The sequence below is a fragment of the Desulfosporosinus sp. I2 genome (genome assembly GCF_000960765.1).
Classification (GTDB): domain Bacteria; phylum Bacillota; class Desulfitobacteriia; order Desulfitobacteriales; family Desulfitobacteriaceae; genus Desulfosporosinus.
This window is the reverse complement of the sequence record NZ_JYNH01000140.1, coordinates 1-12,266: the sequence shown is the minus strand read 5'-3', so window position 1 is coordinate 12,266 and position 12,266 is coordinate 1. Positions and strand designations below refer to the sequence as shown.

General features: G+C 40.6%; 8 protein-coding genes. 7 read left to right on the top strand and 1 reads right to left on the bottom strand.

Features of this window, described 5'->3' with window-relative positions; translation table 11 throughout:
• Positions 1–1,474: ATP-binding protein (locus tag UF75_RS21165; protein WP_052693505.1), on the top strand; the 1,474-nt coding region annotated here is incomplete at its 5' end.
• Between the two features lie 93 nt (positions 1,475–1,567).
• Here the strand turns inward: UF75_RS21165 and UF75_RS21160 are convergent.
• Positions 1,568–4,813, bottom strand: coding sequence for a DEAD/DEAH box helicase (locus UF75_RS21160; RefSeq protein ID WP_045576540.1), 3,246 nt, complete (start codon positions 4,811–4,813; stop codon positions 1,568–1,570).
• Between the two features lie 330 nt (positions 4,814–5,143).
• Between UF75_RS21160 and UF75_RS21155 the strand changes: the two genes are divergently transcribed.
• The 6 genes from UF75_RS21155 to UF75_RS21130 all read left to right on the top strand — a co-directional run.
• Complete coding sequence (locus tag UF75_RS21155; RefSeq protein WP_045576539.1) at positions 5,144–5,731, top strand: hypothetical protein; 588 nt, start codon at positions 5,144–5,146, stop codon at positions 5,729–5,731.
• A gap of 235 nt (positions 5,732–5,966) precedes the next feature.
• Positions 5,967–6,749 (top strand): phosphatase, encoded by a 783-nt coding sequence (locus UF75_RS21150; RefSeq protein ID WP_045576538.1) that lies wholly within the window; start codon positions 5,967–5,969, stop codon positions 6,747–6,749.
• A gap of 194 nt (positions 6,750–6,943) precedes the next feature.
• Positions 6,944–8,335 carry an aspartate kinase gene (locus UF75_RS21145; protein WP_045576541.1) on the top strand — a complete coding sequence of 464 codons (1,392 nt, stop codon included), beginning with the start codon at positions 6,944–6,946 and terminating at the stop codon, positions 8,333–8,335.
• The gene (locus tag UF75_RS21140; protein ID WP_045576537.1) at positions 8,335–8,790 is read left to right on the top strand and encodes a YbaK/EbsC family protein; all 456 of its coding nucleotides are present in this window, start codon (positions 8,335–8,337) and stop codon (positions 8,788–8,790) included. The genes UF75_RS21145 and UF75_RS21140 overlap by 1 nt, the downstream gene beginning before the upstream one ends.
• A gap of 303 nt (positions 8,791–9,093) precedes the next feature.
• The gene (locus UF75_RS21135) at positions 9,094–10,080 is read left to right on the top strand and encodes a DMT family transporter (RefSeq protein ID WP_045576536.1); all 987 of its coding nucleotides are present in this window, start codon (positions 9,094–9,096) and stop codon (positions 10,078–10,080) included.
• An 11-nt stretch (positions 10,081–10,091) separates the two neighbouring features.
• On the top strand, positions 10,092–12,266 hold a 2,175-nt coding region (locus UF75_RS21130; RefSeq protein ID WP_045576535.1), incomplete at its 3' end, for a DNA topoisomerase III.

Sequence of the window (12,266 nt, the reverse complement as noted above, 5' to 3'; positions counted from 1 at the left end):
GATAATAGGTTATTATGATAATGAATTAGATTTAGTCATTGAAAATCAATATAATGATAATTTTGCATTTGATGAAATTCGTTCTTTAATATCAGCGAACAATTTTAATAACATATCAGATAGTAATAAAGTGATTAAGGTCATCCTGCCAATATATGATCAGGAAAAAATAATAAGTTATGTTTGGGCTTATGCAAAGAATGCTGATTTAGTATTAGTCTCTTTTTATGAATTGAGTGCAATAGTAATATTAGCTTTAAGTTTATCAACCTTAATTATAATTTTAATCAGGAAACATATGAAACAAATTGAATCATATTTAGGGAGATTTTGCAATATTATTATTAATAATGATAGTAAACATAAGGATATTTTAATCAAATTACCAGAATTAAAACCTGTTTTAAATAAAATAACTTGTTTCACAGATGATTTAAAACAGATGAACATTGCTTTGGAATCATCAAAACTTAACATAATCAAAATCATGGAAGGAATCTCAGACGGTTTTTATGCATTAGACCGCAACTGGCAGTTTACGTTTGTTAATAAGCAAATTCAAAAGTCTATTTCCGGGAATAACTCTGAACTAATCGGAAAAAGTATTTGGGAGGTATTTCCTGAGATTATCGATTCCTTAACCTATGTTAAAATGCAAGAAGCAATGTCCCAAAATGAATCGGTTCATTGGGAAGCCGGAGGCTTTGCAAGTCCTGATCAAAACCATGAATATCATGCTTATCCATATAAGGAAGGCTTAACGGTTTTTTTCCGAGATGTCACTGAGCTGAAACGGCAACAGCAAGAGCTGGGACGATTAGAAAGACTTAATTTAATAGGCCAATTAGCTGCAGGAATTAGTCATGAGATTCGAAATCCCCTTACTACGGTAAAGGGATTCTTGCAGTTAATTGGGTCAAAATCCAATTATACCCAAGATAAGGAGTATATGGATTTAATGATTTCTGAGATTGACCGTGCTAATTCGATTATTACGGATTTTTTGTCATTGGCTAAATCAAACGCTGAGAATATTTTACCTCGTAATATTAATGATGTGATCAATAAAGTATACCCGATGCTCCAAGCAGATGCTTACAATAGCAACAAAGAAGTAGCCACGGATTTAGAACTATTACCTGATATCATGATCAACGAAAATGAAATCAAACAGCTTATCCTAAATTTGGTGCGCAATGGGTTGGACGTTACAACTGAACATGGAAGTGTGATTATATGTACCTATTTAAAAGGAGATAGAGTTGTCTTAGCTATCAGAGACCAAGGAAATGGAATACCTACCGAGATACAGGAGAAAATGGGGACTCCATTTTTCACGACCAAAGAAACGGGAACTGGACTGGGGTTGGCGATTTCCATGGGAATTGCTGAAAGGCATAACGCGGTATTTAAGTTTGAAACTGGAAATAATGGCACTACTTTTTTTATTCTCTTTCCTACAAGTCAATCATAACTGTGATTAGCAAGGTCAACCTAAATTTGTTGGAAGTGACGATTTCAAGTGTACAATAATTTGGAATTTGCGAAAGCGATATAGACCTTTGGGCTAATTCAAATCAAAAAGTTCTCGGAGTTCTTTCTCCGTTAATTTGGCGAGCATGGTTTCTCCTGGCTGGATCACTGAATCGATGAGCATCTTTTTCTTAGCCTGTAAAGCGTTAATTTTTTCTTCGACGGTTCCCAGAGTAATGAGTTTGATCACCTGGACCGCGTTCTTTTGGCCGATACGATGTGCTCGGTCTGTTGCTTGGTCTTCGACAGCGGGGTTCCACCAGGGGTCGTAATGGATGACCATGTCGGCACCGGTTAGATTTAACCCAGTGCCACCAGCTTTCAGGGATATTAAAAAGACCTTACCTTGCCCGTTGTTAAAAGAGTTGGCCATTTTTATACGTTCGGTTGCTTTTGTTATGCCTGAAAGATAGAAATGCTCAATTTCCACTGAGTTAAGATAGCTTTGGATAATATCCAGCATTGTCGTGAATTGGGAGAAAACCAGGATTCGGTGACCACTATCTAAGGCGTCAACTAGGATTTCCTGAAAGAGCAACATTTTTCCACTCTCACCGTGGTAATTATCGATGAACATTGATGGGTGACAGCAAATTTGTCGAAGTCTAGTTAGAGCAGCAAGAATCTTCATATGGCTCCTGTGAAAACCCACTGTTGCAATTTCTTGAGCGATTTGACCTTTTGCCTCCTGTAAATAGGCGAGGTAGAGCTTTTTTTGCTCTTCCGTCAAGGAAGCATTTAACTGAGTTTCGATTTTGTCAGGCAGTTCTTTTAAGACATCTTTCTTCAGTCGCCTGAGAATGAAAGGGTTAGTATGTCGACTTAATTCCATAAGAATTTTGGAGTCTTCCCCTTTAATAATGGGGATTTCGAATTTTTTACGGAAGTCTTGATGGGAGAGGAGATAACCAGGCATGATAAAATTAAAGAGGGACCAAAGCTCAGAAAGTGAGTTTTCAATGGGTGTTCCGGTAAGCGCAAAATAGCCTTTGGCTCGAATTTGCTGGACAGATTTTGCGTTTAGAGTTTGTGGGTTTTTAGTGTGTTGGGCTTCATCTAAAAAACAGTAAGAAAAGTTAAGTTTTGCAAAATCATCGATGTCCCGCCGTAATATGGGATAAGAAGTAACGACTAGGTCACAATCTTCGTTTATTTCGGCCAATTGGAGTTGTCTTTCTTGGGGAGCACCCTCTACGACTAAGACTTGAAGAGTAGGGGTGAATTTCTTCGCTTCTTCCTGCCAATTATAAATCAAGGAGGTGGGAGCAATCACCAAGGCGGTGCCGGAGGCATTTGATTTTTCAGATAAGATGAAGGCTAGGACTTGCACCGTCTTACCCAACCCCATATCATCGGCCAGAATGCCTCCAAGACCATAGGAGGCTAATGTTTTTAGCCATTGAAAGCCTGTTTTTTGATAATCTCTTAAGATAGGTTGCAGCTCGACTGGTATTTCAAATTCTCCGTCCTGAGGTTCTAAGATACTCTGGACTAATTGCTTAAACGCTTTATTACGTTGCACTCCAGGTAGGTTGGCATGACGCAAAAAGCTGTCAATATACATAGCACGGTATTTAGGTAGGTTAAGCAGTTTTTCGTTAAGATCAGAAGTTTTAAGGTTCAAGTTTTCGATAAGTTGGGCAACCGCGTTCATTTCTGGTTGGTTTAGATCGAGGAAAGAGCCGTCACGTAGGCGATGGTATTTTTTCTTTAAGTGTAAAGATTGAAAGATATCTGATAATTCATCGTGATCTATATCATTATATTGAAAGGATATTTCTAAGATATCTAGAGTTTGGTCTAAGCGAACTTGTCCAGAGAAGGTGGTAGAGGTGCGAATTTTGAGCTTAAACTGATCAGAATAATAGAGTTCGGCAAGGTCTTGTAGCTTGGGAAGCCAGTTAACCGTAAAATCAAAGATTTTATCTTCACCTTCAAGGGAGATTTTTCCCTTGGACACAATGAAATCGGCTTGTTCAAGAATGTTGAGGATTTTTCGTTCTTGATGGACAGAACGGATCAGAATAATATCGCTAGTCGCTGATTCATTGCTGATATCTCGAGTCGGAGAAAACGGATTAATCTTTGTATCCCCATAGTGAAATTCCAAACGGGCAGTCAGGCCCTGATCGGCAGAACGATCAAAATAGAGTTTGGTTTGTAAGATTTCCTGATTAAATTTATCTTCTAGACTTGGATCAATGATAACTGGCCCCAGTTTCCCGATTATTGGGAGTGCTTCTGAGGCGAAAAGCTCCTTCTGGGCTGCTGGAATTACAAGATTGGTCATGGCTCCTTTGCGGAGGGCTGAGAGAAGCGGTAATAGAAGTTCCTTTTGGTTCGGGGAAGATTGATATATTTTATCTTGGTATATGTAGTAGCTCCCATCGTTTGTCAGACGGAGCGGCATTTCATCCGTTTCGAGAGAAAAGGCAAGATCCTGGCCTTGAGAGTGGAGAGAAAATTCGATGGGCAACCCTTGTCGAACAATTTGGGTGGACGTTAGGGTTGCAGAACCGTAACTCCAAAAAAACGCTTTATCTCCTAAAGCATCTAAAAACTTGCTTAAGTAATAGCCCGTTAAAGGCAAGGTTTTTTGATTGAGTCCGGTCGTTGAATAAAAGGGATCTTGCATTTCGGTTAAAGCTAAATGTTGTTCATGCATTTCTTGTAGCATGTCAATTAGCCCACGGTCTTCCTCGTTGAAGGCTTGCCTTGCGGGCTCAAGAGTAAATTGCTTCCCGAATTCTAGGGGGCGTCCCGATTTAAGCGCAGTGAGAAATTGTCCGATGTCTTTTATTACATAAAGTCGCTGTAAGCCTAGCTTAAGCTGTAAATGAGTAGAAAGACGATGGCCGGGCGTAGTTTGAAGTTCTACGTTTAGAGTAAGTTCTTCGAAAATACTTTCTTGGCGCTGGTTTGCAAAAACGCTGAGAAGCTCCTCAACGACGTGGTTCTGAACGACCGGTTCAGTCCAACCTGGCGGTAATTTTTGTTGGGCAGTTTTTAAGACCGCGATCACATGCTTACAGGCTCCAGGGTATTCCTTGAAAGCCGGGCATGTGCAACGATATGAACGTAGGGTACTATCCTTCTCAAAGGCAACCTGAACCATATAGCGAAGACCTCCCACGACAGAAGCGTTGATGAGGCCTTTATCGGGCGAAAAACTAAAATTATAGACTCTGCCAGCTGTATAATAGGAAACTCCCTTTTTATAGACACGATCATTATCTGCTAAATCTAGAATCATTTGTTCAGAAAGGTTAAAGCGAGGCATGAAAATACTCCTTTGGCAGCATTTTTTGTGGGCTGTTATATAAGTATACCCCTTAAGAATACCATAGTTGGAGGCTACCCGTCTAATCAGGAGATTGAGAACTATTACAGCTTTGACAACAGGAGAGGGGGTAGCAATTTTAGCCAAGGGCTATTCCTAACTCTCATTTCTTCAGTATTACTTGCCATATGGATAACGAAAATTGTATACTCAAGATAGCAGGAAAAATGTGCACTTACACAGAATTAATGATAGAATAATTAGACAAAAGTTAGGTAAGAAACTTGTAACCAGACAAGCTGGGATACGAAGCTTTGGGGGGGATGTTCTGTGCTTATTACCTGCGATAACAACATGCAAATGGGTTATATCTACCTTATGCCTAATCAAACAACTGACGAGTATACCCTCGAAAAAAGCGATATCGGGCTTTACTATGATGTAAATAGTCTCAGTATCCCAAGGATTAAGTGGTTGAGCATGGGTCAAAGTTTGGGCCAAATGCGTTTGGCAACGAAGACGTACAGAGATGCAGTGGACAAAGCTTTTCATTGTGAATACTGGAATGATCTCGATAGTGAAGGGTATATGATGGGAATCGAATTGTATTTGACTGAAGAACTTTTTTTACCATTAGTTGCCCATCAAGCCTTTAAACTTTATGATATTCGGTGGCGTAACTGCGATTTTAGAATGCTTACACTGGACGCCTATCATGACGTTTTGAACAAAAATAATGTTATCTATCCTTTAAGCCCAGAAAAAGACGCGTTTGTAATCGTTGCTATCGATCCGTTATCCAAGATCGGGAAGATAATGGCGCTTATTTCGGCTAGAGATGATTTATACCCGATCGATTATTTGAGAAAGCCATTATTTATGTTAGCAAATTCAAGTCGCTATTTTAGCAGGGGTTAGTAACTAAAACTTGATATTGGCATAGGCCACGACAAGGTAGTCGTGGCCTATGCCAATTGAAGTAATAAACAGATTTTTGCGACTTCGATTTATTGCTACTTCAAAGAAGAATAATTACAGAAACTTAACTTAAGCATAATTTATACTTTACACGTAAAGTATAAGATAGCTTTAGTAGGAGATAGCTCAAACTTAGTGGTTTTCATACTAAAGTGGATAAAAATGAGGTGATTAAATGGAACTATTAGTCGACTTACATACACACACTCTTTCGAGCGGACATGCTTATAGTACTATTACTGAAAACGCGCAAGCTGCTGCCCGTAAAGGAATAAAGTTAATGGGAATGACGGATCATGGGCCAAGTATGCCGGGTGCTCCTCATCTGTACCATTTTGGTAATTTGTCAATTCTTCCTGAAGAAATCTCCGGGGTAAAGTTATTACCAGGGGTTGAAGCTAATATTACGAACTATGAAGGAGAGCTAGATGTACCGTTATATTATCTAGCTAAACTAAAACTAGTTCTTGTTGGACTTCACGAGATCTGCTATCCAGGGGGGAATAGTGAACAGAATACTCAAGCGTATATTAATGCTATGGAAAACCCTTATACGGATATGATGGTTCACCCAGGGCGAACCTATTTTGAAATGGATCTTGAGCGAATTGCGCATGCCTCGGCCCTTTTGAATATCCCAGTTGAAATTAATAATAGCTCGCTTTCAACCATTACAGACAAAAGCGGTGCTCTTGAAAATTGCCGTTTCATTGCCCATTACATGGCTAAGTATAAAGGACCTGTAATTTTAGGGAGTGATGCCCATTTTTGGGATCGAGTCGGTGAATTTGGTGAAGCTCTAGAATTAGTTCGTGAGGCGGGGATTTCTCAGCATCAGATTCTTAACACTTCACCTGAGCGAGTGCTGGATTATTTGGCCATGCGTCGTAAAAATCGCCCAGTGATCGATCTATTGTCGCCCAAGTCAAAGCAAAGTATTGCTTATAAGGTAGTATAATAGTTCTACTTTAGATATTGCCATCTCTTGCTGTCATTGACGAACAAGAGATGGCTTTTAATATAAATTAACAAAGGTCAGTCTTTTGAGGTGGGATTCAGCGAAATTCAGTAGGGTAGAAGGAATATCTTAATTTTCGACGAATTATGTCTTGGATGGAGAAAATGAAACAGAAGAGGGGTTCGGTTTATATTATGTTAACTGTGGAAAAAATCGGTGGCACATCAATGCTCCAATTTCAAACTGTTCTTAATGACATCATAGGCTTCCCAAGTTCGGAAGGTTTTCGTTATGGAAGGGTGTTTGTCGTTTCTGCCTATGCAGGGGTGACGAATATGCTGCTTGAAGATAAAAAGACTAAAGCTGCTGGTATCTACCAACGTTTTATCAAAGGGGAAGACTATGAAACAGCCATGGATGATCTATTAAGTGAGGCACTTAAAATTAATGACACGTTTATCGACCTAGGTTTGAACCCTAAAGTTTGTCGAGTATTTATAGTTGAACGTGTTATGCAAACAAAAGCATATCTTAATAGTATGGAGGATATTATTGCTTCCGGGTATGTAGGAAGAGACAGTATCTATTCGGCGGCTAGGGAGTTACTGGCCTCGATCGGTGAGGCCCATTCCGCCTTTAATACGGTAAATATTCTGCGCAATAACGGCATTCTTGCGGAGTTGGTGGATTTAACCGGTTTCCGTGATTCAAAACAACTTTCCATTAGCGATCGCATCGAGAAATCCTTTAAAAATATTAATCCTCAAGAAGCAATCATTGTAGCTACCGGTTATACGAAAGGGATCGAAGGAATTATGCGGCAATACGAAAGGGGATACTCAGAAATCACCTTTTCCAAAATTGCTACCCACCTTGCTGCGGATGAGGCAATTATTCATAAGGAGTATCACTTATCATCAGCAGATCCTAAAATAGTGGGCGTCGATAAAGCTATTCCTGTAGGTAGGACAAATTATGATGTTGCTGATCAACTTGCTGACATTGGTATGGAAGCTATTCATCCTAATGCGTCTAAACCGTTAGAGATTGCAGGGATCAACCTTCGCATTAAAAATACCTTCGAACCTAACCACCCAGGGACAGTCATTTCTAATGATTATATTGGTCCTCAAGCGAAGATCGAAATCATTGCCGGATCAGATAAAATTGTTGTCTTGGAAATCCATGATACCTCTATGGTTGGAGAATCTGGATTTGATTTAGATATTATGAAAAAGTTTAAAATGTATAATATTAGCTACATTATGAAAACTACAAATGCTAATAGTATTTCACTTGTCATTTGGCAAGCAGATCTTGATCAAGCATTGGTATCCGAATTGGAGGCTGAATATCGAACGGTTACTGTTCAGGAAGCGGCGATTGTTTGTGCCATCGGGTCGAATATTGCAATGCCTCGGATTTTGGCCAGAGCGGCAAATGCCTTGGCCAAAAATAATATTAACATTAAGTGTGTGTCACAGTCCCTTAGACAGGTGAATATGCAATTTGTCATTGACCGTGAGATGTATGCCAAGGCAATTATTAGTTTAAATGAAGATTTATGTTGGGGGAATCAAGAGTAATGTCAGTTGCAACAGTCCAGGCGTTTTTAAGGCAAAACAATAAACAAATTGAGATCTTGAAATTTGAAGATACAAGTACTGTCTCGAAAGCGTCGGAAGCGTTAGGAGTAACTCCAGGAGAAATAGCAAAGTCATTGCTATTTAAAGTGAACGACGATTTTGTCATGGTTCTCATGGCTGGAGATAAGCGACTTGATAATAAGAAGTTCAAAGAAATCTTTCACACTAAGGCAAAGATGCCCGAGGCTGAAAAGGTATCGGAGGCAACCGGACATCCTGTCGGTGGTGTATGTCCGTTTGGGTTAAAGCAGCCGATCCCGATATACCTGGATTTTTCCCTACAAGCTTATGCCCAGGTTTTCCCGGCTGCGGGTGCATCGAATACTGCCATAAAATTAAGCTTGGATGAATTAGTGGAACTGACTAAGGGTCAGTGGGTTGACATAACTACATGATGCAGGAGAGTAGGCTTACGTTTTGCTAGGGAGAACCTTACTAGGTTCTCTCTTTTGCGCTATCAGAAAGTATAAGTTTCTGATAAGCATAAGTGCAACTAAGGCGGCCGCCTTCGCCAAGGCTTCTCCGCTAAGCTAACACGTGCGAAGACAGTGTCTGCGAGAAGGCTAATTCGTGCGAAGACAGTGTCTTCGCGGGCGCCAGCCAAGTTTTCTTTGTCTGTTTGACCGTTCCCACGATAAGCATTATTATTGAGAAATTAGAACAAAGAATTATTCGGATTCGCTAGGAAGGACTAAATAATGAGTTTAAATCGAAACAAAGAACGCAATTATGGATTCTACTTAACTAATCGGTATTGGGTCATTGTTATTGCCCTGTTTTGTGCTGTACTATGGGGGAGTGCTTTTCCAGTTTTGAAAGTCAGTTATCAAGAGCTTGGGATAGCCGCGAGTGACCGTTCCGCAATAATTGTACTCGCTGGAATGCGCTTTTTTTTAGCTGGTATACTTATTTTTGCCATGATTATCATTGGATTGCGGCAGTCAGCAAAAGTTAAACTAACCATGCTTCCTCAGCTCTTTTTGCTGGGAATATTGCAAATTAGTTTAATGTATTTCCTTTTTTATAGTGGCTTAGCACATACCTCTGGAATGAAAGGTGCTGTTTTACAGTCTGCGGGGATTTTTTTTGTCGTCGTTTTAGCCCACTTCGTTTATCAGGATGATCGATTAGATCTACGTAAGGTTCTTGGTTTAATTGCAGGTTTTGGGGGAATTATTTTGGTTAATTCCGGAAGGAATTTTACGTTGGATTTCTCATGGCAGGGCGAAGGATTTATGATTTTATCTGGACTTGTCGGCGCTTTCGGAACTATCTTAGCAAAACGAATGTCGAAAGAAGTTCATCCCTTTGTTTTAACAGCTTGGCAAATGCTCTTAGGTTCCTTACTCTTGATTGCAGTCGGGCTACCTGGGTTAAAACCTAACGCTATGGTTTTTACGAACAAAGCGCTAATTCTGCTTGTTTATTCTGCCTTTCTCTCGGCTACCGCTTTTTCTCTCTGGTATGCTATTTTAAGAGGCAACAAAGCGGGAGTAATTAGTGTTTTTAAATTCATGACCCCCATTTCTGGTGCTATCTTATCCGCGATCTTCATCCCGGGTGAACGACTGACCTTAAACATGCTTTTGGCGTTAGCATTAGTCGCTTTTGGTGTCATTGTCGTAAGTTATCAAAAAGGAACACCCCACTTAAGAAGTGGAGACTTGAAAATTGATAAAAGATAGGAAGTTATGACATGGGAAAGACATTAGTATTAACAGAGAAACCCTCAGTGGGTCGCGAAATTGCGAAAATCCTTCATTGTAACCAGAAAGGTAATGGATGCTTCGTGGGCTCAAACTATGTTGTGGTATGGGCCCTAGGACATTTAGTGACGCTGGCAGATCCAGAAGTATATGATGAAAAATATAAAACCTGGAAAATGGAAGACCTGCCAATGCTCCCAACCAAGATGGAACTAGTCGTCATGAAAGAAACGTCGAAACAATTTGGCGTGGTTAAGAATCTCATGAAAAGTCCGGACATTGCAGACCTTATTATTGCGACGGATGCGGGGCGAGAAGGCGAACTAGTCGCGCGCTGGATTATCCAAAAAGCGGGTTGGCGAAAACCCATTAAACGTTTGTGGATCTCCTCTCTAACTGAACGCGCTATTAAAGAAGGGTTTAACAATTTAAAGCCTGGTAGGGATTATGAGCCTTTATTTGCTGCAGCAGAATGTCGCGCAGAAGCAGATTGGTTAATCGGGCTAAATGTCACCCGGGCCTTGACGTGTAAATATAATGCCCAACTTTCTGCAGGCAGAGTACAAACTCCTACTTTGGCGATGGTTGTGGCGCGCGAAGCTGAGATTAAACAGTTTGTTCCTAAAGACTATTGGTCGATTAATCTATTAGGTAGCGGTTTTACTCTCCGCTGGCAAGACCAGAATGGTCAAACCCGCCTCTTTGATCGAAACAAGGCGGAGGAGCTGTTCGCAAAAGTAACGGGCCAGGCGGGGGAGGTGATCGAGGTTAGGAAAGAAGCTAAAAAAGAACTCCCTCCCTTAGCGTATGATTTGACCGAACTTCAACGGGATGCTAATCGCAAATATGGATTCTCCGCTAAAACAACCTCCTCTGTGATGCAGCAACTTTATGAGAATCATAAATTAGTGACTTATCCACGTACCGATTCCCGACATATTAGTGAAGATATTGTCAGCACTTTACCGGAACGCTTAAAAAGCGTTGCCCTGGGACCTTATGTTGATTTGGCGCGGAGTATTTTGAGAAATAAATTGATGATTACGAAACGATTTGTAGATGGTTCTAAAGTATCAGACCATCATGCGATTATTCCAACTGAACAACCTCCTACGTTGTCTAGACTTAGTTCGGAAGAATTGAAGATTTATGATTTAATTGTTAGGCGGTTTCTTGCTGTGCTTTCTCCGGCCTTTGAATACGAACAAACCATGGTTAAGGTCAAGATAATGGGAGAAATTTTTACGGTTAAAGGGAAGGTCGTTAAGCTTAAAGGGTGGCGGAAGGTTTATGAAGGACATGGCTCTAGCAGTTTAGAGGATCCAGTTGAAGATATAGATGGAGATGGTGACGTAGAGCAAACTCTCCCAGAAATTCGTAAAGGAGAGGTGCTTAAAAATCTGATGGCTAAGTTAGTATTAGGTAAAACTAAACCTCCAGCCAGACATACTGAGGCCACGTTACTTTCGGCGATGGAACATCCGGGAAAATTAATTGAAGACCAAACGCTACGGGAAGCGATGGATCAAAGCCATGGACTAGGAACTCCGGCAACCCGAGCAGAAATCATTGAAAAGCTTTTCAATTCCTTTTATATGAATCGTCAAGGGAAAGAGATTATACCCACTTCGAAAGGAATTCAACTGATTAGCTTAGTTCCAACTGAACTAAAGTCACCAGAACTCACCGCCAAGTGGGAACAGCAATTGACCGAGATTAGCAAAGGCCGAGCTAATAGCCAGGTGTTTTTGAAGGGAATCAGGGGATACGCCACGCAATTGGTATCTACGGTCATGGGCAGTGCTCAGAGCTTTAAGCATGATAATTTGACGAGAAATAAGTGCCCAGAGTGTGGAAAGTACCTTTTGCAAGTCAAGGGCAAAAAGGGCGAGATGTTTGTCTGTCAAGATCGGGAATGTGGCTACCGAAAAGGACTCTCGCAAACCTCGAATGCCCGCTGTCCGGAATGCCATAAAAAGATGGAGATCAAAGGAGACGGAGATCATAAATTGTTCTCCTGTGTCTGCGGACATCGTGAAAAACTTTCAGCATTTACAAAGCGAAGAGAGGCTGAGAAGGGAAATCTCAACAAGCGAGAGGTCGGTAACTATTTACAGAATCAAAAAGATAGTGGACTGATGAATACTGCTCTGGCAGATGCATTA